This is a genomic window from Citrobacter portucalensis (assembly GCF_023374935.1).
GTDB lineage: Bacteria > Pseudomonadota > Gammaproteobacteria > Enterobacterales > Enterobacteriaceae > Citrobacter > Citrobacter portucalensis.
The window spans coordinates 2,518,565-2,540,691 of record NZ_CP092466.1 but is presented as its reverse complement, the minus strand read 5'-3'; the positions used below and the strand labels follow the sequence as shown (position 1 = coordinate 2,540,691).

Annotated in this window: 21 protein-coding genes; 6 read left to right on the top strand and 15 right to left on the bottom strand. The window is 50.0% G+C overall.

The window, feature by feature from the left end:
• Nucleotides 1-150: 150 nt before the first annotated feature.
• A complete protein-coding gene (locus LY264_RS12380) occupies nucleotides 151-1,059 on the top strand; it encodes a DMT family transporter (RefSeq protein WP_048227576.1) in 909 nt (302 codons plus the stop codon).
• A 37-nt stretch (nucleotides 1,060-1,096) separates the two neighbouring features.
• On the opposite strand, the gene LY264_RS12375 is transcribed toward LY264_RS12380, so the two are convergent.
• The 3 genes from LY264_RS12375 to tehA form a co-directional block, all read right to left on the bottom strand.
• A complete protein-coding gene (locus LY264_RS12375) occupies nucleotides 1,097-1,771 on the bottom strand; it encodes a DUF3313 domain-containing protein (RefSeq protein ID WP_048227575.1) in 675 nt (224 codons plus the stop codon).
• A 155-nt stretch (nucleotides 1,772-1,926) separates the two neighbouring features.
• Nucleotides 1,927-2,523: a tellurite resistance methyltransferase TehB gene (gene tehB / locus LY264_RS12370; protein WP_048227574.1), complete on the bottom strand. Its 597-nt coding sequence runs from the start codon at nucleotides 2,521-2,523 to the stop codon at nucleotides 1,927-1,929.
• On the bottom strand, nucleotides 2,523-3,524 hold the full coding sequence (tehA, locus tag LY264_RS12365; RefSeq protein WP_008784854.1) for a dicarboxylate transporter/tellurite-resistance protein TehA: 1,002 nt from the start codon (nucleotides 3,522-3,524) through the stop codon (nucleotides 2,523-2,525). Before tehA ends, tehB begins: the two co-directional genes overlap by 1 nt.
• Before the next feature lie 113 nt (nucleotides 3,525-3,637).
• Here tehA and ydcK point away from each other — a divergent pair, with 113 nt between their 5' ends.
• Complete coding sequence (gene ydcK / locus LY264_RS12360) at nucleotides 3,638-4,618, top strand: YdcK family protein (protein ID WP_032943537.1); 981 nt, start codon at nucleotides 3,638-3,640, stop codon at nucleotides 4,616-4,618.
• Here ydcK and rimL read toward each other — a convergent pair.
• Nucleotides 4,610-5,155, bottom strand: coding sequence for a 50S ribosomal protein L7/L12-serine acetyltransferase (rimL, locus tag LY264_RS12355; protein ID WP_048227573.1), 546 nt, complete (start codon nucleotides 5,153-5,155; stop codon nucleotides 4,610-4,612). The genes ydcK and rimL overlap by 9 nt on opposite strands.
• 218 nt (nucleotides 5,156-5,373) lie before the next feature.
• Here rimL and alr point away from each other — a divergent pair, with 218 nt between their 5' ends.
• Complete coding sequence (alr, locus tag LY264_RS12350; RefSeq protein ID WP_003833167.1) at nucleotides 5,374-6,600, top strand: alanine racemase; 1,227 nt, start codon at nucleotides 5,374-5,376, stop codon at nucleotides 6,598-6,600.
• A gap of 66 nt (nucleotides 6,601-6,666) precedes the next feature.
• Here the strand turns inward: alr and LY264_RS12345 are convergent, their stop codons facing one another.
• The 4 genes from LY264_RS12345 to LY264_RS12330 form a co-directional block, all read right to left on the bottom strand.
• A complete protein-coding gene (locus tag LY264_RS12345) occupies nucleotides 6,667-6,891 on the bottom strand; it encodes an HP1242/YdcH family protein (protein WP_003833168.1) in 225 nt (74 codons plus the stop codon).
• 167 nt (nucleotides 6,892-7,058) lie between these two features.
• The gene (locus tag LY264_RS12340) at nucleotides 7,059-8,714 is read right to left on the bottom strand and encodes a glucan biosynthesis protein D (protein WP_048227572.1); all 1,656 of its coding nucleotides are present in this window, start codon (nucleotides 8,712-8,714) and stop codon (nucleotides 7,059-7,061) included.
• A gap of 193 nt (nucleotides 8,715-8,907) precedes the next feature.
• Nucleotides 8,908-10,251: a 2-oxoadipate dioxygenase/decarboxylase HglS gene (gene hglS / locus LY264_RS12335; RefSeq protein ID WP_071692405.1), complete on the bottom strand. Its 1,344-nt coding sequence runs from the start codon at nucleotides 10,249-10,251 to the stop codon at nucleotides 8,908-8,910.
• 120 nt (nucleotides 10,252-10,371) lie between these two features.
• Nucleotides 10,372-11,274: a manganese-dependent inorganic pyrophosphatase gene (locus LY264_RS12330; protein ID WP_048227571.1), complete on the bottom strand. Its 903-nt coding sequence runs from the start codon at nucleotides 11,272-11,274 to the stop codon at nucleotides 10,372-10,374.
• A gap of 231 nt (nucleotides 11,275-11,505) precedes the next feature.
• On the opposite strand from LY264_RS12330, the gene pcaQ reads away from it, so the two are divergent.
• Entirely contained in the window at nucleotides 11,506-12,429 is a 924-nt protein-coding gene (gene pcaQ / locus LY264_RS12325; protein WP_003020288.1) for a pca operon transcription factor PcaQ, read from the top strand.
• A 39-nt stretch (nucleotides 12,430-12,468) separates the two neighbouring features.
• On the opposite strand, the gene LY264_RS12320 is transcribed toward pcaQ, so the two are convergent.
• The 3 genes from LY264_RS12320 to LY264_RS12310 all read right to left on the bottom strand — a co-directional run bounded on the left by LY264_RS12320 (nucleotide 12,469) and on the right by LY264_RS12310 (nucleotide 15,753).
• Nucleotides 12,469-14,157 carry a methyl-accepting chemotaxis protein gene (locus LY264_RS12320; RefSeq protein ID WP_048214135.1) on the bottom strand — a complete coding sequence of 563 codons (1,689 nt, stop codon included), beginning with the start codon at nucleotides 14,155-14,157 and terminating at the stop codon, nucleotides 12,469-12,471.
• Between the two features lie 169 nt (nucleotides 14,158-14,326).
• The gene (locus tag LY264_RS12315; RefSeq protein ID WP_048227570.1) at nucleotides 14,327-15,445 is read right to left on the bottom strand and encodes an S-(hydroxymethyl)glutathione dehydrogenase/class III alcohol dehydrogenase; all 1,119 of its coding nucleotides are present in this window, start codon (nucleotides 15,443-15,445) and stop codon (nucleotides 14,327-14,329) included.
• 32 nt (nucleotides 15,446-15,477) lie between these two features.
• Nucleotides 15,478-15,753 (bottom strand): metal/formaldehyde-sensitive transcriptional repressor, encoded by a 276-nt coding sequence (locus LY264_RS12310; protein WP_003833178.1) that lies wholly within the window; start codon nucleotides 15,751-15,753, stop codon nucleotides 15,478-15,480.
• Between the two features lie 336 nt (nucleotides 15,754-16,089).
• On the opposite strand from LY264_RS12310, the gene LY264_RS12305 reads away from it, so the two are divergent.
• Complete coding sequence (locus LY264_RS12305; protein ID WP_081365287.1) at nucleotides 16,090-16,587, top strand: DUF3828 domain-containing protein; 498 nt, start codon at nucleotides 16,090-16,092, stop codon at nucleotides 16,585-16,587.
• A 490-nt stretch (nucleotides 16,588-17,077) separates the two neighbouring features.
• Here LY264_RS12305 and LY264_RS12300 read toward each other — a convergent pair whose 3' ends face one another.
• The 4 genes from LY264_RS12300 to LY264_RS12285 form a co-directional block, all read right to left on the bottom strand.
• The gene (locus tag LY264_RS12300) at nucleotides 17,078-17,866 is read right to left on the bottom strand and encodes a hypothetical protein (RefSeq protein WP_053069303.1); all 789 of its coding nucleotides are present in this window, start codon (nucleotides 17,864-17,866) and stop codon (nucleotides 17,078-17,080) included.
• A gap of 185 nt (nucleotides 17,867-18,051) precedes the next feature.
• Nucleotides 18,052-19,098, bottom strand: a complete 1,047-nt coding sequence (gene ompA / locus LY264_RS12295) for a porin OmpA (protein ID WP_048227567.1) — start codon at nucleotides 19,096-19,098, stop codon at nucleotides 18,052-18,054.
• 149 nt (nucleotides 19,099-19,247) lie between these two features.
• On the bottom strand, nucleotides 19,248-20,516 hold the full coding sequence (locus tag LY264_RS12290; RefSeq protein WP_048227566.1) for a Y-family DNA polymerase: 1,269 nt from the start codon (nucleotides 20,514-20,516) through the stop codon (nucleotides 19,248-19,250).
• A gap of 2 nt (nucleotides 20,517-20,518) precedes the next feature.
• Complete coding sequence (locus LY264_RS12285) at nucleotides 20,519-20,938, bottom strand: translesion error-prone DNA polymerase V autoproteolytic subunit (RefSeq protein WP_003833182.1); 420 nt, start codon at nucleotides 20,936-20,938, stop codon at nucleotides 20,519-20,521.
• A 260-nt stretch (nucleotides 20,939-21,198) separates the two neighbouring features.
• Here LY264_RS12285 and LY264_RS12280 point away from each other — a divergent pair, with 260 nt between their 5' ends.
• Entirely contained in the window at nucleotides 21,199-22,125 is a 927-nt protein-coding gene (locus LY264_RS12280; RefSeq protein ID WP_048227565.1) for a DMT family transporter, read from the top strand.
• Nucleotides 22,126-22,127: the final 2 nt, after the last annotated feature.

Below are 22,127 nucleotides of genomic sequence, written 5' to 3'. Positions count from 1 at the left end.
GTCTATATCAGCTACATATCGTTAACAGCTGCCTTTTCACTATTACGCTAAAAAAAGCGCAAGATTTTGCAAGTCCACCGCAAGTCGATGAAAGTCTCCTGCATTCCGTCGTGACACAGTGTAAGTCTGAATGAATAAAGAGAGAGTCGTATGAACGCACTGTTGTACTGCCTGGTGGTGGTTATTTGGGGAACGACATGGATTGCGATTTATTTGCAGCAAGGTCCGGTTTCTGCACCGGTTTCTATCTTTTGGCGCTTCGCCGTTGCCAGCTCGGTGATGATAGTGATCCTGTTGCTAAGCGGTAAATTACGCAAACTGTCTGGTCGCGATCATCTGTTTTGTCTGTTACAGGGCGGATGCGTTTTTTGCTTTAACTTCTGGTGTTTTTATACGGCTGCGGCGTGGATTAATACCGGCCTGGAGTCGGTGATTTTCTCAATGGCCGTCCTGTTCAATGCAGTCAATAGCTTCATCTTTTTTGGTCAAAAACCACCGCTGCGCTTCTATATTGCAGCGGGTCTGGGACTGACGGGCATCGTGACTCTGTTCTGGCAGGATTTGCTCAACAGCGGGATTAATCATTCACTGTTACTGGGCATCGGTTTGAGTGCTCTGGGAACCTTCGGCTTCTCACTGGGTAATATGATCAGTCTGCGTCACCAGAAAAAAGGGTTGGAAGTACTGACAACCAACAGTTGGGCCATGCTGTACGGCACATTGCTGATCGCGGCCATTGCTCTGGTGCGCGGCGACAACTTCACGCCACAGTGGACATTCAGCTATCTTAGCGCGCTGTTATATCTTGCTATTTTCGGCTCAGTGATTGCCTTTGGCGCTTATTTCACGCTGGTAGGTCGCATTGGTCCCAGTAAGGCGGCATACAGCACGCTGCTGTTCCCGCTGGTGGCGCTGACGCTGTCAACATTGTATGAAGGATACATCTGGCAAGTTAATGCAATTGCCGGATTGGTGTTGATCTTACTGGGAAATCTGGTGATGTTTGCCCGACCGGAAGCGCTGATGGGTAAACTACTCTATCGTCGTCGTGTGGCATAAAATAACGCACCATCCTGAGATGGTGCGTTCATCATTTTTATTGTGGTTTTTGGTTCACATCAAACATGGAGGCATCGGTTGCCATGTCATCAACAACTTTCTTCAACGTTTCGAACGCCATCGGCGTGCTTTCGTTGTTCAGGTCTTTACCTTCACCCTTACGTACAACTTTAATCACCGGTTTATTGGTCGCTGCATCAATCAACTCACCCTCGAAATAGAGGTTGGTATCCATGGTACGGTGACCCGTCGCCATTTGCGTTCCCGCAACGAGCAGTGCAACCGGGACCACTTCATAGAACTGCAGTCCTTCTTTGCTGGTCGCTACACCGGTAATCGCCCCGCGGAAAATCAGGCTACGCGGTCCAGGGGTCGTAACCAGAGGCTTACGTTTGCTGATGGCGGATTTCAACTGTGTATTGGTATAGGTCAGTAATTGATCAAGAACCTGCTGCCCTACCTGCGTAGTAGGTTTCGGAACCGGATAATACGTTACCGGGTTATACACGATGTTGTCATATTTGGATTCGTTGTAGCTCGGGTCAACCCAACGGAGTACCGTTTGTCCCGAGGCTGATTTTGTTTCCTTCAGATCAGAGTAATTTTTTAAAAACCCAGAATATTTATCCGGCTCGGTCACTTTTGACGCACAGCCGGATAATGCCAACAAGCCAGTAAGCGCTGCAACTTTAAATAAAGTTTGAGTACGCATGAAACGATCCCTTTAGTTTTCGCAATGATGCCTAAAAAGGATAGCAAAACAGTTTCATTTTGGATGTACTAAAAATGGTAAGCACCGCACAATTTTATCTCTGCGCTCAGCACAAAAAATGCTGAACGCAGAAAGAGTTAACCCAGACGCGAGGTTCAGGCAGTTTTGCGTGCCAGCATGGTGGCAAAGCGCAGTTTAATTCGATTACCGTTTTCATCTGTACGATGAAGTTCACCTACGTCTTCGTTATATTTCAGCAGATCCCACCCACTGTAATAGTTGCGTAATTCTCCGGTTTTAAACGCGAACGGAAAACCAACTGTGCACGGAAAATCATCAGTATCCATCGCTGCGACGATTAAGTTATATCCACCCGGTTTAGTACAACGTTGCATATTCTCAATAAGGCCAGGGATCGTTTTGGCTTCAAGGAACATCAGTACAACGGTAGAAAGAATAAAATCGTATTCACCCTCAAAACGCAACGCATTAAGGTCAGCGACCTTCGCGTTCAGGTTGGTCAGCCCCTCAGCCGCTTTGATGCGCTCAAGGTTAGCGATGCTCATGGGGTTTTTATCCCATGCGGTAACGTCATAGCCGTTTGCCGCCAGGTACAGGCTGTTTCGGCCGTTACCGCAGCCCAGATCTAACGTTTTACCTGGTGCAACCACTTTTGCCGCTTCAACGACATCGGAATGCGTACGGGTTAAATCATATTTTTCAGTAAAGTAGTTTTCGTCGCAAAGGGTCATTATTTATCCTCAGATTTCAGTAATGCAGCACGCTCCGTGCGGATGAGCAGTTTCCCCTGCATCAGCAATGCAAACGTACGTATCAGTAATAATGCAATGATAAAATTGGTAAAAATAAACAGTGGGATAGACAGAGTATGAAAAAATCCTGATTCACTGCCGTGTCCAAGATGCAATCCCGTTGTCGCCAGGGCCGACACGCCAAACGAGAAGCTCCAGAAAGACGCATTAAACGGCTGTGACAAATACCACGGCATAAGGCGTAGCATGAACAGAAGTTGCAGCAAACCATAGCCGAACAACATTTTGGCTAACGTATCCCCCTCGCCACCGTTGACGCTAAGCCAGGCGCTACAGGCGACCAGCGCGGGTGCCAACTGAATACCAAGTGAAGTCCGTAAAACCGTCGGCAGCTCGCCGCAGCTTCGTAAACGTTGCAGAATCACTGGCTCCAGGCTGAGCCATGAAAATACCCCGGCGCCCAAAAACACCAATCCGGCATCGTTGAACCCAAGTGCACCACAGGCCATGGCGCTGATAAAGTTATTGGCAACGGTTGGCAGATACAGACCCGGCGTGGTGGCCTCTTCCGGATGCTCCCCACGCCACAGCCCTGCCGTTTGCCAGGCTGCGTATGCCAGCTGTATGACCACGCCAATACTGAATAACCCAATCGCCAGCGGTCGATACCACGGAACAAATCCAATCGCGACCAGCATCGTGGTGGCCGGAAACAGACTGACAAAGCTACTCATCACCGGATGACGAATTTCCGCCAGTACGCTATGCGGAAAACGCAGTAAACGGCTCAGAAAGGCCAGCGTCAGCAATCCCCAGATGACCATTGCAAGGATGACTAAGCCATCACCAATCCAGTGGCTCACCGGCCACACCTGGCTGGCGTAACGCCACGCAAATCCCATCCCAATTGTACCCAGTACCATGCCAAAATAACCGGCCGGAAGATTGAGGACCCGTTCACTCTGTTTGTTCTTACTCATTTTGTTTATTTTTTAAAGTATATTTGAAATGCATTTTATGGAATATCTGCCGGTTTAGCCAGTACAGAAAACTTTGCTACGTTTAACTAAGGTGCGCAACATGGAAATGAGCTATGACCAAATACCGTCTAAGCGATGAATCTCGCTCCTTTAGTTACCTGGATAATGGCAATAAAAAAAGTGTATTACTACGCCAAATCATCGCACTCATTGATTTTAATGATGTTAGATCCGGTACGCTCGGTGGCTGGATTGATGATGAAAGCGTTCTGTCGCAAAGCGGTAATTGCTGGATATACGATGAGAATGCGCTCGCGTTTTGCGGCGCGACGATAACCGGAGACGCCCGTATTACACAGGCAAGCGTGGTCAGAGATGGAGCGCAGATTGGTGATGCCGTCTGGATTGACCGAGCAGAAATCAGCCATAACGCGCAAATACGTGACAACGTCACCATTCAGGATTCTGTTGTTCGCGGTGAGTGCCTCATCTGCGGTGATGCACGCATTGTGTGTGACTCTGAAATCATTGCAGCCAGAGGGTTAACCCGTGAAAGCGACCAGCTCCTGCAAATTTACGAGCGGGCGGCAGTCAGCAATTCACGCGTGGTGCATCAGGCGCAAATCTATGGCGATGCGATGATCAATTATGCCTTTATAGAACATAGGGCTGAAGTTTTTGATTTTGCACGGATAGAAGGCAACGAAGAGAATAATGTCTGGATCTGCGATTGCGCCAAAGTCTATGGGCATGCACGCGTCATCGCCGGAACGGATGAAGACGCCATTCCTACCCTGCGCTACAGCTCGCAGGTGGCGGAACACGCGGTGGTTGAAGGTAACTGCGTGCTGAAACACCACGTGCTGGTTGGGGGGCATGCGCAATTACGTGGCGGACCGCTCCAGCTTGACGGTCACATCCTGATTGAAGGCTATGCCTGTATTCTGGGTGAAGTGCTGATCGAGCATCATATTGAGATAACCGATCAGGCCCAAGTTGAAGCCTTTGATGGCGATGCGATCCATCTGCGCGGGCCAAAAGTGATCAACGGCGAACAACGTATCACGCGCACCCCTATCGCCGGTTTATTCTGAAGAGCCATCAATGATGCGGGCGTAGAGATTCACGTCATGGTAATCGCCATTAAGGAACTCCGCCTGTTGCATACATCCTTCCAGTCGGAAGCCATTGCGCAGTGCAACCTGGTTGCTCTTGACGTTATCTACACGACAATTAATCACGAAGCGGCGAATCTCCTGGCGCTGCGCATAATGATGAATCATTGCCTGTAGCGCCTGAGACAGAATGCCTTTGCCCTGGTGCTCTTCACCCAGCCAATAACCAATATAAGCGGCTTTGTTCAGCGGCTCTATCTGGTTAAACGAGATAACGCCAGCCACCTCCCCTTGTTCGAAAATAAGGAACATTTTGGCGTAGCCGCGCTGGTGCAACATCATATTCCCCTGCACGTTCTTACGCGTGTCGTCCTCAGATTCGACAAACTGCGGCCAGTTCAGTGACTGTTGGAGCCAGGTTTTATTTTTAAGCACCAACTGATGCAGAAGGGTGACGTGGTGTTCTTCTACCGCCCGCAGTTCCAGCGCGTCACTAACGATAATTATTTCTGACATGTTTATCTCCTTTGCGATCGTAAACGGGGCATTTCTGACTGGCAGTAGCCGATATTACTCTGTTTAGAGCCGGGGATGTCTTATTTTTATGCTGTAACAGCAATCACTTAGAAAGAATCTCTGGCGTGGAACCCGTTACTCTGGTGATCCGGGTATCCCCTCATGGATAGACCGTAATGATGACAATAACACTTTCATTCTATTGCTAAGGAGCAAGCATGGCAGCACCTTTGGGTCGTTTAGCACTTATTCCGCTTTTACTGATTACCGCCTGTCACCAACCTGTTTCTACCACGCAAGCGGGCCCCGTTCCCTTTGCCGTCAATAAGCAACAGGTCGTGGATAATACCACGCTGGAAATTTCCCGTAGCGCGCTGGAATATAACATTCATAAAGTTCAGCAACTGCTGGGAGATAAAACCCGGATGTGCGCCATTCTTAAAGGCGACGCGTATGGCCACGATCTCTCACTGGTAACACCGGTGATGATGCAAAACGGCGTACAATGTATTGGCATCGCCAGCAACGAGGAGATTAGTACCGTTCGCCAGTCAGGCTATACATCGCAGCTCATGCGCGTGCGTAACGCGACGGAAAAAGAGATGCGCCAGGCGGCGGATTTCGATACCGAAGAGCTTATCGGTAATCTGGATATGGCTAAGCGTCTAAGTGCAATCGCTCAAGAGAAAGGTAAAACTATTCGTATCCATCTTGCGCTGAACTCTGGCGGTATGTCGCGTAACGGTCTGGAAGTCAGTACCGCTGCAGGTCTGGAAGAAGCACGCGCTATTTCCGCATTACCCGGCCTGAAAATTGTCGGCATCATGTCGCATTTCCCGGAAGAAGATGCGGCAGTGGTAAAACGCGATCTGGCCCGTTTCAATACGCAATCAGCCCAGGTACTGAAAATTACCGGGCTTAAGCGCGAAGATGTCACCCTGCATGTCGCGAATACGTTCGCTACCCTGACCGTTCCAGAATCCTGGCTCGACATGGTGCGTGTTGGCGGTATTTTCTATGGCGATACCATCGCCAGCACCGAATACAAACGCGTCATGACGTTTAAATCTGCCATCGCGTCGGTAAACCATTACCCCAAAGGAAACACCGTCGGATATGACAGAACCTATACCCTTAAACGTGATTCCGTTCTGGCCAATATCCCGACAGGTTATGCCGATGGTTATCGCCGTGTGTTCAGTAATGCGGGACACGTGCTGATCCGCGGCCAGCGGGTTCCGGTACTGGGTAAAACATCCATGAATACCGTGATCGTCGATGTAACCGATTTGCCGCAGGTTGCATCCGGTGATGAAGTGGTGCTGTTCGGTAAACAGGGAAATGCGCAGGTTAGTGCAGAAGAAGTCGAAGAAATTAGCGGCGCGTTGTTCACTGAAATGTCGATCCTCTGGGGGGCGACGAACAAACGCGTGATGGTCGATTAACACCTAAAACAGGAAGGGCTTCCGTTTCTCGCAGGAAGCCCTTTTACACAGCAAGCGCCGTTCTACTTAGCTCTCACTGACACTCTCTTTTTGCAATATTTTGAGCAGATCTTCCTTCAGGTGGAGTTTCTGTTTCTTAAGACGAACAATGTCCAAACTATACCCCCGACCATCCGAACCTTCCAGTCTGGAGATCTCATGATCAAGGCTGTTGTGTTTTTCGAATAAGGACAGAAAGCGAGGGTTCTCGGATTTCAGTCGGGAAATAAGGTCTCTGTATTCTGGAAACATACTTTCTCCCTGTTAGTGGACAAGAACGTGTATAAGAAATACACACCCACAGAGTACCCATTTGCCATACAGAAAAATGCGAACAGGATCGAGTAAATAGTGTACAGAGTCGTTATGAGGATGAATGCAGATATGGCTCCCCATCAGGAGAGCCGTAAAGGGCGTGATTAACGCATCTCGCGGTCGTCAACGTACTGACGTTTATCCGGCGCTGGCGGGAAGTACTGATACAGCCAGGTTTCGCTGATGGCGTCACCCTGACAACGCAGGAACATACGCATATCTACCGGTTCGGTTGAGTCAGAGGTCGGATACCAGTCAAACTGAATGCGATAACCATCGATAGGCTCCACGTAGAGGATCTCAATCTGTTTCGCTTCACCGCTGGAGAGCGTAATCACCGGTTCAATGCCTTTCGGCGCAGCCGCTTTTAGATCGCCACCAACGAAGTCAACGGCAAAACGACGCGCCCATTTTTCTGGGTAATGCTCGCCCGGTGCCCATCCTTCCGGGAAACCGCCCATGCCTGTCCGGGTCGCCATCACGCGAGCCAGCGGTGAACGCACCGGCGGTTGAGCGCTCCAGTACAGGCGATATTTGAATTCCAGCTCATCGCCGGCTTTGATCTTCTTGTCCGGCTGCCAGAAGCAGACAACGTTATCCAGCGTTTCGCCGGTCGTCGGGATCTCCATCAGACCGATGGTCCCCTTGCCCCACTGGTTGCGCGGTTCGACCCACAGGCTTGGGCGCTTGTTATACCAGCCCATGATGTCCTGATAATGGGAGAAGTCGCGATCGAGTTGCAGCAAGCCAAACCCTTTCGGGTTGTTATCGGTATAGGCGTTGAACTGCAGCTTTTGCGGGTTATTCAGCGGACGGCAGATCCACTCACCATTGCCCCGCCACATCGCCAGACGATCGGAGTCATGGATTTGCGGGTGAATAGTGTCGCACATCCGACGCTCATTGTTGCCGCAGCTGAACATGCTGGTCATCGGCGCAATGCCGAGCTGCTTGATGTCTTTGCGCGCATAGATGTGGTTTTGTACATCTATAATCACCTGCGTTTTCTCGCAGTGGATCACGAACTTGAATGCGCCGGTTACGCTTGAGCTGTCGAGAAGCGCATACACGGTAAAGGAGGTTGCGCCCGGTTTAACCGTTTCAAACCAGAAAGAGGTGAAATCAGGAAACTCTTCTTTGCTGTCGGTGTAGGTATCTACCGCCAGACCACGGGCCGATAAACCGTACTGATAGGTGTCATCCACGGCGCGGAAATAGCTGGCGCCCAGGAAAGAAACGACATCGCGGCGGGCCAGTTCTGGCGCTTTAAACACGCGGAATCCAGCGAATCCGAGGTCAGTCTGCCCTTCCAATTGTTTGGTATCCACACCCGCGTCGTTGTATTTAAACAGTTCCGGACGGAAGTGAATTTCACGCGCCATATGCGTACTACCATCAACCGAGAACATGCGTACACGGCGACGGAAGCCCATTCCCACGTGGAAGAACTGCGCATCAAGCTGACGATTTTCAACATTGTTCCACAGAGACTGCTCTGCGTCATATTGAATGCTGTTGTAGGCCTGCGGCGTCAGTTTCGCCAGCGTTTCCGGTAACGCGCGCGGTGCGCCGCCCCAGGGCTTCTGTGCTAAGTCATGGGCCATCGATTGCAGAACGGAAAAATCAAAACGTACGGTTTTTCCGTCTGCAATGTCAGACTCTGCCGCAAAGGCGGCGCGGGAAAAGAGTGATGCAATACCACTGGTTCCGCACACGGCGGCCATTGCCATTGAACCTTTAATAAATCGTCTGCGATTCATGCCTGAAAGTGAGTCCTTCTGGTCGTGTAAATGGTCCCGCGCCGGTCAAAATCAGCGGCAAGAGAGTGCACATTTCTGACCGCTCACTCTAGACAAAATTCATTAATAATCCAATTGTTGGTCGCCGATTATCTGTACAAAATCGAAAATATTTTATGTCGATGGGAACAGACCGAATCCCATGTAAATTCCGTTAAAGTAAACCACACCGACGTTTACTTCGCTCTTGAGCCTCCTGATACAGCGCAAACTCATCATAAACCGCGCAACCCAGCGCCTGTTCAAACGCGTCGCGGCTGGAATTTCCGTGGCTGCGAGCCTGTGTTTCATTACCCAAATTGGACTGGAAAATTCCTGCGGCGCTCACCGGTAAAAAATCTTCGTAGGTGATGGGTTGCGCAACCAGCCAGCCCCGTTCAATAAGCGGCTGTGGATCGTCATCCGGGCGAATCGCCTGCCGATGCGCTTCACCCGATGGCGTCAGACGATAGCGGAACCAGGCTAGCCCCTGCTGGCGCAGCAGGAATTCGCTGTCCGGGAAGGCCTTGAATACTTCCTGAAGGTGTAGCTGGTGCGTCAGATTGTCTTTCCCCGTTCCCGCTTTATTCAGCAATTCGTCGTACAACGCTCTGCCTTTCGGCGTCAGGGCCACGCCGCGCTGTTCGATTTCACCAAAACGTGCCGTGTGAGTGCCGCGCATTTCACCGGCAAACAACACCGGTTCTTCCAGCGCTTTGAAACTGGTCTGACGCAATAAAATGGGCACCTCGCGGCGCGGCGGTCCTTCAATCAGTATTTTCGGTTCAATGCCGCATTCCGGCATCATCGACTGCACCCGGTCAATATCCAGCGTTCGCGGTGTCAGATGGTTGATATGACAACCGGGGAAGCACACTACATCAGCAATCAGCCGGTGTTCGTTATGTAATGCGTGATAGGTCTCTTCATCGACCGTGGCGTGCTGATGCCAGCGGAATGTTTCCAGCGCTTCATGCACAAATTCTTGCGCCTGTTCAGATGTAAAACTGCCCTGCGCATCAAATTCATCCAGTAGTTCGTGGCAACGGCGAGTGAAAATATCGCGTTTCGCGAGGATCTCAGCGGCTTTTTGCCGCAGCGCGGCGTTTTCGATTAGTTCGAGCCGTAATAACGAGGTGAATACCCGAAACGGGTTGCGCGATAGCGAGGCATCGTCGATGGGACGAAAGGCTGTAGAATGTACGGGGACGCCCGCCTGGGAGAGATCGTAATAACTCACCGGATACATGCCCATAACGGCAAACATCCGGCGCAGCGTAGAAAGCTCCTGCGCGGTACCCACTCGAATGGCGCCATGACGCTCAACGTTTAGCCGGGCCAGTTCATCCGCATTCGCCAGTTTTTCATGCAGCGTCGGATTATTTTCCAGTACCGCCAGATTCACATCAGCGACAAGTTCCAGCAACGTGCCGTACTGCGGGACTTCCTGCTGGTACATTGCTGACATTGCCTGCGAAAATTGTTCCCGAATATCATCTGCCGTGATGGTGTTCGCCATAATGTCATGCCTCCAGTGAATATTACCTGGAGTGTAGAAAACGCCGCTGACTCCGGTGGGAAGAATTTACAAAGTGTGACCCCGCGTAAACTTCCCACCCATACAAACGATGAACAGTACCTACTGGCGTGGTTTCAAATGACTTTCCAGCCAGGGCAGCATCTGTTTTTTACGGCTAAGCATACCTTCTACCTTGCAAGGCTGCGGGATGTCTGAAAGTTCTGCTCCAGCAAACCATAAGCTGGTATCACCCAGATTGATGTCAGTGAGCATCAGCACGACTAACGCAGCGTTCTTTTCTTCTGCATAGCGCGCCATTTCCTGACGGAGATCGTCCAGCACCGCATCCACCTGTTGCAGCGCATACAGTTCAAGCTGCGCTACACAAACTGAATGCCCATGGATGGTGAAGGTTTTAATGTCTTTCTGCAGAAGCTCGCGGGCGCTCATCCCTTCCACGCTTGTTTTGGCTGACAGCAGGTCGCGACTGAAAGCGTCAAGATCCACTCCGGTTTTTTGGGCCAGCGCATCAACCGCCTGGCGATCGTCAGTGGTCGTCGTTGGTGAACGAAGCGTGACAGTGTCACTCAATACGGCGCCGAGCAGTAAAACAGCCTCAGCGGAAGATAACTGGTTGCGTTCATCCTCCATCATCAGTTGCCACAGCAGGGTTGCGCTACTGCCGACGGGCTTCACCCACACTTCCGGTGGCAGACGGGTGACTAACCCACCAAGTCGGTGATGATCGATAATTCCCACCACGTTACTTTCTGTTAACGATTCCGGTCCCTGGGCCGGCTCGGTGAAATCGACCAGCCAGACATCACGATCGGTCAGTTCAAACGTCAACCGTTCAGGCATCGTCAGCCCCGCATGCTCAAAGATAAACTGCGTTTCGCGGTTAGGCTCGCCCAAACGCCATGCCGTCGCCTGCTGGCCACGTAAACTAAGCCAACGCGCCGTCATTGCGGCGGTGCAGATGGCATCGCTATCGGGATTAAGGTGCCCTATTACATGTATCATTCATCAGTGCCTTGTGAAGTGAAATCGTTCAAAAGTAAACAATCACCAAAGTATAACGACTGAACATACTCCCTTCCATGATCCCACCACCCAGCAATGCTGTACAAAACATAAGCAAAATAAATCAGTTGTAAGTAAAACATGATAAATGTTAATAATATTTTGCTATCAGGTTATCAAAAACAAACAACTTTACTTGTCACCGATACGGCTCTGTTTTTAACATCGCTTATGGAAAAAAATGTTCTGTTCAATCAGCGCATTCGCTTGCGCCACCTTCATACTTTTGTCGCCGTTGCACAGCAGGGAACGTTGGGGCGCGCGGCTGAGACCCTTAACCTGAGCCAACCGGCTCTCTCCAAAACGCTAAATGAACTGGAGCAACTGACCGGTACCCGTCTCTTTGAGCGTGGCCGCCTTGGCGCGCAGTTAACGCTGCCCGGAGAACAGTTTCTTACCCACGCGGTAAGAGTGCTGGATGCGCTCAACACCGCCGGACAAGCGTTAAATCAGCGCGAAGAATCGCAGACTGATGTCGTACGGATCGGGGCCTTACCCACCGCGGCACTGGGCATTCTGCCTGCGGTAATTGGTCCTTTCCACAAGCAGCAAATGGAGACCACGCTACAGGTCGCCACCATGAGCAATCCGATGATTCTGGCAGGTTTAAAATCCGGGGAAATCGATCTTGGCATTGGTCGCATGGCCGATCCGGAATTAATGGTCGGTCTGAACTATGAATTGTTGTTTCTGGAATCACTTAAACTGGTCGTGCGCCCTAACCATCCGCTGTTGCAGGAAACCATCACGTTAAGTCGGGTAATGGAGTGGCCGGTGGTGGTTTCGCCAAAAGGAACCGCACCTCGCCAGCACGCAGAAGCATTGTTGCAAAGTCAGGGTTGTAAAATGCCGCCAGGCTGCATTGAAACGCTGTCAGCATCGCTTTCCCGCCAGCTGACAGTTGATTACGACTATGTGTGGTTTGTCCCTTCAGGTGCGGTTAGAGAGGATTTACGCCAGGCGACGCTGGTGTCGTTGCCGATACCTACCCATGGTGCGGGTGAACCCATCGGTATTCTTACCCGTGTCGATGTGCAACTCTCTCAGGCCGCGCAGATCCTCATCGCCGCAATACGCAAAACCGTACCGTTTTGATGCCAAATATAAGGGACCATCAGGTCCCTTAATTTATTGTTAAAACGTTTCCCAGTTATCGCCACTGGCCGTTGCCGTCTGCGGACGCGAATGGTCAGGCGTAGTGGTTACGGGAGGGCGTTTAATTGCACTCGTTCCCGTTAAGCGAAATGTACCTACGGCTTCCGTTAAGCGCGCCGCCTGCTCTTCGAGAGAGGCCGCCGCAGCCGATGCTTCTTCAACCAGCGAGGCATTTTGCTGCGTCACCTTATCCATTTCTGATATCGCCTGGCTCACCTGTACGATACCTCGGCTCTGCTCATCAGAAGCCGCCGCGATTTCCAGCATGATATCGGTCACGCGTTTTACCGCATCGACAATATCCGTCATCGTATTGCCCGCCGCGACGACTTCTCCGGAGCCCTGGTCAATCAGTCGGACCGATTCGCTGATCAATCCTTCAATCTCTTTTGCCGCCTGAGCGCTGCGGCTTGCCAGCGTACGGACCTCACTAGCGACCACGGCAAATCCACGCCCCTGCTCTCCTGCCCGCGCCGCCTCAACCGCCGCGTTCAGCGCCAGGATATTGGTCTGGAAAGCAATGCTATTAATCACGGCTGTGATTTCGGAGATTTTCTTCGAACTCGTTGAGATATTGCCCATGGTTTTCACCACGCCAGAAACCATCTGACCGCCCCGACTGGCCTTACCGGACGCATCTTCTGCCAGCTTGCTTGCGTGATGCGCGTTGTCGGCGTTTTGCTTCACCGTGGCGGTCAGCTCTTCCATGCTGGCTGCCGTTTGTTCAATCGCTGCGGCCTGTTGTTCAGTACGTGAAGACAAATCGGTATTACCCGCCGAAATCTCACTGGTACCGCGGTATATTTCTTCCGCACCCTGACGTACCGTACCCACCGTTTTCCCCAACGATCGTTGCATTGTCTGCAGATGGCGGCTCAGGCGACCAATTTCGCTGCGCCCGGTCGGTTCATCTTGCATGGTCAGATCGCCCGCGGAAATTTGCTCAATACGCTTGGCCGCGCGTAACAGAGGATGAATGACCGTGCGGCGCAGAACAATGAACGTCATTACGGTCAGCGCCAGCGCAAGAACGAATGCACCCAGCATAAAAGCCATGCCGAGCTGTGTACGCTGGTGCGCCTGTTCGCTTAACTGGTTCGCCCTTGCGGTACGAATGTCGATCGCTTTTAACAACACCTTGTTGTAAGCAGAGTCCAGCGGTCTGGCCTGTTCATTTTCATGGTTGATGATCGCTTCAAACATGCCGTTTTTAGCGTACTTCAACATAGGCTGTAAGCCGTCGATATAGGCTTTGAAGCTGGCGCTCAGTTCAGCATCTAACGCTTCATCGGCAGACGTTTTTACCGCGCGTGACATATAAGCATTGAAACCGTCCTGCGACTGCTTGATCCGTTTTTCGGCCTCGGCAATATTGGCCTTCATGTCATCCATTTCGGCAATACGGCTCGCCGCGCCGGCGTGGATCATGTTGATACGTGCGGTACGTAAATGGTTAGAGCTGTTAGATAACCCCATCCTGACCTGAATCTCATCGGTCACGTCGCGCTGATCGCGATCGGCCTGCATAAGAAAATAGCTTGCCAGTCCGGAACTTAAGGCGAACAGCAGAAGGATGCCACCGAGAATGGAGGAAAACAGCGGAACCAGCCGGATTTGATGCAGAAAGCCCAGTTTATGCTGGGCCTGCATCGATGTAGTGTTGTCCATGACCGTCGACTCTCTTGTAGGGTTTATGCGTGAAAACACGCCCGTTAGATAGTCATCGGCAATCCGGGAAGTTTACTTACCGTGAAAAGCGCCGGATTCGTCACACTTTCACAACATAATTCTAAAAAATTCAGGAAAGTGCCAGCGGTTAAATCCGCTGGCCAATGAATCAGTTATCGCCAAAGTGGATAACGGTACGGATGGACTTACCCTGATGCATTAAATCGAACGCTTCGTTAATCTGCTCCAGCGGTAAACGGTGGGTAATAAAGGGATCCAACTGAATTTTCCCACTCATTGCTTCTTCAACCATGCCAGGAAGTTGAGTACGCCCTTTCACGCCGCCAAACGCGGAACCGCGCCAGACGCGCCCGGTAACCAGTTGGAACGGACGCGTTTTGATCTCTTGCCCTGCTCCCGCCACGCCAATGATGATGCTTTCGCCCCATCCTTTATGGCAACATTCCAGTGCCGCGCGCATCACGTTAACGTTGCCGATACATTCAAAGCTAAAATCCACGCCACCATCGGTCAGCTCAACGATCACATCCTGAATCGGTTTGTCGTAATCCTTCGGGTTGATGAAATCAGTCGCGCCCATTTCACCTGCCAGCTTAAATTTTTCCGGATTGGTATCAACGGCCAGAATACGCCCGGCTTTCGCCTGCACCGCGCCCTGAATTACCGCCAGACCAATACCGCCCAGACCAAATACGGCGACGGTGTCGCCTTCTTTCACTTTTGCGGTGTTATGGACTGCTCCGATACCGGTGGTCACGCCACAACCCAGCAGACACACTTTGTCCAGCGGGGCCTGCGGGTTAACCTTCGCCAGAGAGATCTCCGCGCAAACGGTGTATTCGCTGAAGGTGCTGGTGCCCATATAGTGATAAATCGCCTCACCGTTATACGAGAAGCGCGTTGTGCCATCCGGCATCAGACCTTTGCCCTGGGTCGCACGTACGGCCTGGCACAAGTTGGTTTTACCCGATTTACAGAACTTACACTCGCCGCACTCTGCGGTGTACAGCGGGATCACATGATCGCCCGGTTTCAGACTGGTGACGCCTTCGCCTACTTCAACCACAATGCCGCCACCTTCATGGCCAAGTACCGCCGGGAATACGCCTTCCGGATCGTCGCCAGAGAGCGTAAAGGCGTCGGTGTGGCACACGCCGGTATGGGTAATTTTAACCAGCACTTCACCTTTCTTTGGCGGTGCGACGTCGATTTCGACAATTTTTAACGGTTGGCCGGGGCCGAATGCAACTGCTGCACGTGATTTCATTTGTCTCTTCCCATTATTGCGAGGTGATGATGTTATTTTAGATAAGCACGCAGAAGATGGCCGATTTCAGCCATACGCACGGCACGCTGGTCTGGCGTAGTTTCCCCACTGACCAGCTCGTCTTTCAGATGGATCTCAACCATTTCGCCCATCAGGCCATTTGATGCACCGCGCACAGCGGCTATTTGCTGCAGTATAGCCAGGCATGGTTCGCCGGACTCCAGTGCGCGCTCAAGCGCATCAACCTGACCGCGAATACGGCGTACACGGGTAAGAATGCGTTTTTTATCTTCGGGTGAATGCGGCATACGCCCTCCAAATACTATAGGGGGGTATACTATCAGATTTGTTATTTGATTGTAAAATATATGATTTATTTAATATCAGTAGCTTAGATTAAGCTGTTATCGGATATATGCGGACACCCGTTTACTATCGCCTGTGCAGGCAAACGGACCCCCGGTTTATATCCATAGCGCTATGTGGGTATGAATGACTGTCGCCAGTTCCCGCTGGCGGCGGTCAACCACCTTCTAATAGTCACTACGCTGCGATGGAGCTGGGTGCTGATTACTGGCAATAAAAAAATGCCCGAGGGCGGCTGATTTTGATGTATAACTGTTTAGCTAATTGGTTGATGATTAGTGTCTAATATCATTTCCCAAATATTGAAATTCGGCACAATTGATATGAAATTATTAATATTTACCAGCCTATTAATCTGCACTTCCGCGTTCGCGACTGTTTCCCCTACTGGTCCAGAGGCAGCAGCATTGAAATTTAATCACTGGTATATTGCACAATTGTTAAAAGAGAAAAATCCTTTAACGGATTACGCTGGACTTAAACCTTATGTCACTACCAGCACGATTGCCGCATTGAAAAAATCTAATGCGGCTGACCCCAATACCGAAGACGTACCGGACTCTGATATGTTTATCAAAGCCCAGGATTATAGTGAAGACTGGCGGCAGATCGAGATTGTGTCGTCAGATTATGATCCCGTGTGTATGCAAGTTTATGTGTCGTTTGGAACGAATAAAGCACATACCGTTATCGACTGTATGGTGCAGGAAGGCGGGGCCTGGAAAGTTCAATCTGTAGCCAGACAGGATATCTTGCCGAACATCAGACTAAAGTAATCTATGTAAAGCCCGTTAATTCGTACGGGCTTCATTCCCCTTAATTATTTTTTCGTTGCGCTATAAGCTTGCGCAAATCGATACCAAACCGTTTTTTAATACCCCGAAGATAACTTCCTTCAGCCCCTTATAACCGAGCATACCCAACACAAACACGATCTCATTGTGTGTAAATGTGACCTCGCCAACTTGCGGGATAGTGAACGTTACGTTTGGGAGGTGAGCTGCTGCAAACATCATGATCACTGCCCCGATCAGGACGTCACCGCAACATTCACGGAACTTTCCACCCCAATGAAAAAACCGAACGATAACGCCCAGGGCAACCAGGATTACTAATTTATGGTTCACCGCAGCAGATTTATCAATACCTCATCACAGGCCATCGCGAGGGAACGGATATTATTCAGCATTTCAAGGAGTACGGCAGCAGAGAAACGCAGCATCACAAGTTTGTATTACTGCCAGGACTAAAAAAATTGTTTTTTTATCACATTAATTTGAACAACACCCTGATTGGCTTTAACTGTGTCAGATTCCCCCAAAGATTATGTAAATTAATAATGCCTGCCTGAGCCAGTATTGCCAGGGTGATCATCAATGTGGACGCGGTAATCACAAGCATCAAACGACTAATATTTTTCTGGATCCTGATCTGCTGCTTTTCCCGTTTATCTTCAGATTCCCATGAAACAATTGTTGAAATAGCCTTGCCTTGTATATAATATTTTTCATTACTAAATCTGACATCCTCTGTAATTACAAGTGACTGGAGCAGCAGAAAGACCTTCCTCCTGAAATCTTCATTCTTGATATGTTTATACCAAAGCGTCCCGTACAATAGATCAATAACCTCATCACATGTCACTCCAGTGTGAGTTTTCTCTGGCGATTGATGTACATATTCGTTCACCAGCATCTGTAGCAACATTATACGATCAAGTCCATTCAACGCCTTGTTACTGGCGAATGAAGAAAAGAGATTGCTTTTTGCTCTCGTCAGAGCATTTTTTGCATAAGCAATACGCGTAAAATAATTTATTGCAAAAAGAAAAATCGAATCAAACCTTAACGGACCTTGCTTTCTCCAATGAATAATCTCAACATTCATTTTTTCAATATCATTGAGTGGAAGGTTTATTTTCTCCATATAGGCGTGCTGCTCAGCATGCCATTTTTCAAGCACAACATTTTTGCCTCTTAGATTCACAAGCTGATATTTTTCTTGTTTTACATCCGAAAAATAAACACCATAGTAATTATATACTTGATCATCCACATGATTTTTCAGAGTAAACCGTGGCAGAAAATAACGCCATAATCTACCTTTAGCTCTCGAAACTAAGGATTCTATGAACATAATTACGCTCTAACATCTTTAATTTGTCACAGTTAATGATAGTTCACTGTGCGAATAAAAAAGCCCTCCCCATTCAATAATGAGGAGGGCTTTTGTACACCGATTTAGTGCTTATCAGTGATCTCAACAACGACATGGCGATCTGGAGCAAGACAATTGATCAGCTGCTGTCCGGTCTGCCCATCACAACTGGATCCCGTGACAGAATCACTCGAACCATATCCTTGTGCAGTAATGTTTGCAGCCGGCATACCTAATGCGACTAATTCATCGGCGACAGCCTGCGCGCGTTGGGCCGACAGTTGCTGGTTATAATCTGCGGCTCCGGTGCGATCGCTATAGCCAATAACAACGGTCGCTTTATCTTTTGCCGGTTGCAGACCGGGGTTTCGGTATAGCTGCGCAATCGCCGCTTTCCCTTCTGGGGTTAGTGCTGCTGAATCATAACCAAACATCACATCAGATTTTAAGTTAAAACGCTGAGGTTCAGGCGCAGGAGTGGCGGCAACTGCCGGAGCAGGCGTAACCTCCGCGTCGTCATGCTGGCCAAAGCGATATGACAACCCAGCGGTAACGGAACTAACATCGCTTGATACGCCAATCTGGTTTTCATTACCCACGTTGCTCACCCATTGGTATTCCACGCGACCAGCCCAGTTCTTGTTAAAGGCATATTCCGTACCGACAGCCACAACCGGACGCACACCGGTATCAAAGCGGTTATTGCCTTTAATATCTGACTCCGCGCGATATCCCATTGCCCCTGCACGACCGTAGAGATCCCAATTATCTGTCAGACCATAACTTGCCTTCAGAGATAATTGCAGGCCCTGACTTTTCATTTGAGAACCAGATGCGCCATTTTTACCGTTGAATTGCATGTTGCCTAAATAGTCATAACCGCCTTCAACTGCCAGCCATGGAGTAATCTGATAGCCTGTAAATACACCACCACCGACGTTATCGCTATCAAAACCAACATCACCATATTTATTACCATTAGCCCCCGTTTGCTGGCTTGCGCTGGTATCAAAGTAATGCGACCAACCAAATTTCCCACCAGCATACCAGGTTCCCGCATCCGCTGCGGCAAATGCCGTAGTCGCGGTCAGCGCATTTGCAATAATGAGTGTAATAAGCGTCTTTTTCATAAATTTCCTATTATAGACTTGCCGTTTGTCAGTTAGTTATCTGTTAGTCGGCGCTACAATAAAATTTTTAATGGCGGCTGATAATCGTTTTTTTATTTATTTCTGGACAGTTTTAGAATCGCTCTTAAGACTTATTTACGATAACCACCCTACCCAACCCGCAGTAAATCACTGTATCTCGTTGTATAACGCGGTGAGAGCATATCTCGCTTCATCGCCCACGGTTGTTGTATACCTTGTCCGGCAAAATAGAGCGTTCCTTTACCTTTATCAGCATTGAGCGTATCCAGAACGGCCATCAGCTTATCGCTGTTATGCCGTGGGGCGTTGTCATCAAACAAATTCAACTGCGCAACGCCAGAACTAAAAAAATCGCCCAGCATGACCCCTGCTTTTTGATAACGCAGCCCCTCCCGCCATATTGCGTCCAGGCTACGTGTGGCCGCCCTTATAATTTCCCGACTATCCTGGGTTGGTGTCAGCAGTTTTATCGATGCGCTGTTACCGTAATACGGTTCATTCAGGGAAAATGGGCTGGTTTTGATAAACGTAGAGATAAACCGGCAGAACTGGTGCTCTCTGCGTAATTTTTCCGCAGCACGTGCAGCATAGGTACAAATAGCCTCTCTCATCGCATTGTAATCCGTGAGTTTTTCACCAAACGATCTTGAACAAATGATCTCCTGCTTAACTGGCGCAAACTCTTCCAACGCCAGGCACGGTTCACCGCGCAATTCCCGCACAGTGCGCTCAAGCACAACGTTGAAATGTTTGCGGATAAAGCGAATATCGGTATCCGCCAGGTCGCAGACCGTTTTAATGCCCATAGCGTCCAGTTTTTTACTGATACGGCGTCCGACACCCCAGACTTCATCAACCGGGAGCGCAGCCATCAGCTTACGCTGACGCTCAATATTCGAGAGATCCACCACCCCGTCAGTCTGTTCCTGCCACTTTTTGGCAGCATGGTTCGCCAGCTTGGCCAGGGTTTTGGTCTGGGCGATACCGACCCCAACCGTGAGGCGCGTTTTCTGTAAAATGGTTTCTCTGATTTCACGACCAAAATCTGTAAGATCCCTGCAGTTTCGCACGCCAGTTAAATCACAAAAGGCTTCATCGATACTGTACATTTCCACGCGCGGAGACAGCTCCTCCAGAATCGACATTACCCTGCTGCTCATATCCGCATACAGCTCGTAGTTCGAACTAAAGCAGAACACGCCGCAGCGCCTGAACAGATCTTTCTGTTTGAAGTATGGTGCTCCCATATTGACGCCAAGCGCCTTCGCTTCCGCGCTGCTGGAAATGACGCAGCCATCATTATTTGAAAGAACAACAACGGGTTTACCTTTCAGGTCCGGTCGGAATGCCGATTCACAACTGGCATAAAACGAATTAACATCCACCAGCGCAAACATGATCAGCCCGCGGATTTAATGATAAATGTCACCACGCCAAATATATCCAGCGTGTCCTCGCTGCCGATCATGATCGGTGCGTAGGCGCTGTTCTCTGGCTTCAACATCACCACCGGATGCAATTGCAGGCGCTTAACGGTGAATTCGCCTTCAATAGCAGCAATCACAATGTCTCCGTGGGCCGCTTTTCTGGCACTGTCGACTACCAACAAGTCGCCAGCACCGATCCCTGCCCCCATCATGGAGTCGCCAGACGATTTTACAAAATAGGTTGCGCTGGGATGCTGCACCAACAGGTCGTTAAGATCGATACGTTTCTCAACGTAATCCTGCGCCGGAGAAGGAAAACCGCAGGGCACGAGATCGCTAAATAGCGGGAAGTGTTTGATTTCGGGATGTTCAACTGGCTGGAAAAACAACATAATAATCTGCCTCTCATATGACTGTATTTATATACAGTAGTTTTAATGAGGACAGTGATCAAGTGACAGACGTGGCGAACTGAGCGTTGTTTAACCATCTTGCCGGTAAGCGTTTATGCTATCTGGAAAAATAATTTTCGGTTTTATTCCACAGAAGAAAGTACAAATTTTCGCGACATGTACTCAGCCGGAATGATAACGACTACGGCGCCCTGAAAGCGCGTATAGTGGCGTACTAAAATCATTAAAACGGACACATTATGACCACCGCAGGGAAAAGTCATCCGCTGGCCATTGGCGGCCTCATCACCTTAACGCTCATCTGGAGCTACAGCTGGATCGCGATGAAACAGGTCACGCACTACATCGGCGCGTTCGACTTCACCGCACTACGCTGTTCTTTTGGCGCATTATTGTTATTCATCGTTCTGTTACTGCGTGGCCGAGGAATGCGCCCGACACCTTTCGGCTATACGTTAGCGATCGCCTTGCTACAAACATGCGGCATGGTTGGATTATCACAATGGGCGCTAGTCAGCGGCGGTGCAGGTAAAGTAGCCATACTGAGTTATACCATGCCATTCTGGGTGGTGATTATGGCCGCCATTTTCCTCGGTGAACGCATGCGGCGTTTACAGTATTTCGCCATTGCCGTGGCAGCAGCGGGATTATTGCTGGTTTTACAGCCATGGCAACTGAACTTTGCCTCAATGCAGAGCGCGCTACTGGCGATCCTTTCTGGGATCAGTTGGGGGGCCAGCGCGATTGTCACCAAGCGAATGTATACCCGCCATCCGAATATCGATCTGTTAGCGTTGACCGCATGGCAGATGCTGTATGCCGCGCTGGTGATGAGCCTGGTGGCCTGGCTGGTTCCACAGCGAGCTCCAGACTGGCAACCTGTCGTTTTCTGGGCATTGGCTTATAGCGCCGTGCTGGCGACGGCGCTGGCATGGAGTTTATGGCTGTTTGTGTTGCGTAACTTACCAGCCAGTATTGCCAGCTTAAGTACGCTGGCGGTACCTGTCTGTGGCGTTCTGTTTTCCTGGTGGTTGCTGGGTGAAGAGCCTGGCGTTGTTGAAGGCTGCGGTATTGTGCTGATTGTTGTTGCGCTGGCTATCGTCAGCCTGAAAAAACGCGTCTCCCAGGTTCAAAGCGTACGAAAAGCACCACCCTGCGAAAATTAATC

Bases quoted from the DNA above. Each gene is read 5' to 3' on its own strand.
- LY264_RS12285 (WP_003833182.1), bottom strand. From the start codon at position 20,938: ATGTTGTTTTTCCAGCCAGTTGAACATCCCGAAATCAAACACTTCCCG.
- rimL (WP_048227573.1), bottom strand. From the start codon at position 5,155: ATGTCAGAAATAATTATCGTTAGTGACGCGCTGGAACTGCGGGCGGTA.
- LY264_RS12320 (WP_048214135.1), bottom strand. From the start codon at position 14,157: ATGGACAACACTACATCGATGCAGGCCCAGCATAAACTGGGCTTTCTG.
- pcaQ (WP_003020288.1), top strand. From the start codon at position 11,506: ATGGAAAAAAATGTTCTGTTCAATCAGCGCATTCGCTTGCGCCACCTT.
- LY264_RS12280 (WP_048227565.1), top strand. From the start codon at position 21,199: ATGACCACCGCAGGGAAAAGTCATCCGCTGGCCATTGGCGGCCTCATC.
- LY264_RS12375 (WP_048227575.1), bottom strand. From the start codon at position 1,771: ATGCGTACTCAAACTTTATTTAAAGTTGCAGCGCTTACTGGCTTGTTG.
- LY264_RS12310 (WP_003833178.1), bottom strand. From the start codon at position 15,753: ATGCCGCATTCACCCGAAGATAAAAAACGCATTCTTACCCGTGTACGC.
- LY264_RS12340 (WP_048227572.1), bottom strand. From the start codon at position 8,714: ATGAATCGCAGACGATTTATTAAAGGTTCAATGGCAATGGCCGCCGTG.
- LY264_RS12380 (WP_048227576.1), top strand. From the start codon at position 151: ATGAACGCACTGTTGTACTGCCTGGTGGTGGTTATTTGGGGAACGACA.
- tehA (WP_008784854.1), bottom strand. From the start codon at position 3,524: ATGAGTAAGAACAAACAGAGTGAACGGGTCCTCAATCTTCCGGCCGGT.
- LY264_RS12315 (WP_048227570.1), bottom strand. From the start codon at position 15,445: ATGAAATCACGTGCAGCAGTTGCATTCGGCCCCGGCCAACCGTTAAAA.
- LY264_RS12345 (WP_003833168.1), bottom strand. From the start codon at position 6,891: ATGTTTCCAGAATACAGAGACCTTATTTCCCGACTGAAATCCGAGAAC.
- alr (WP_003833167.1), top strand. From the start codon at position 5,374: ATGGCAGCACCTTTGGGTCGTTTAGCACTTATTCCGCTTTTACTGATT.
- hglS (WP_071692405.1), bottom strand. From the start codon at position 10,251: ATGGCGAACACCATCACGGCAGATGATATTCGGGAACAATTTTCGCAG.
- LY264_RS12290 (WP_048227566.1), bottom strand. From the start codon at position 20,516: ATGTTTGCGCTGGTGGATGTTAATTCGTTTTATGCCAGTTGTGAATCG.
- tehB (WP_048227574.1), bottom strand. From the start codon at position 2,523: ATGACCCTTTGCGACGAAAACTACTTTACTGAAAAATATGATTTAACC.
- LY264_RS12330 (WP_048227571.1), bottom strand. From the start codon at position 11,274: ATGATACATGTAATAGGGCACCTTAATCCCGATAGCGATGCCATCTGC.
- ydcK (WP_032943537.1), top strand. From the start codon at position 3,638: ATGACCAAATACCGTCTAAGCGATGAATCTCGCTCCTTTAGTTACCTG.
- ompA (WP_048227567.1), bottom strand. From the start codon at position 19,098: ATGAAAAAGACGCTTATTACACTCATTATTGCAAATGCGCTGACCGCG.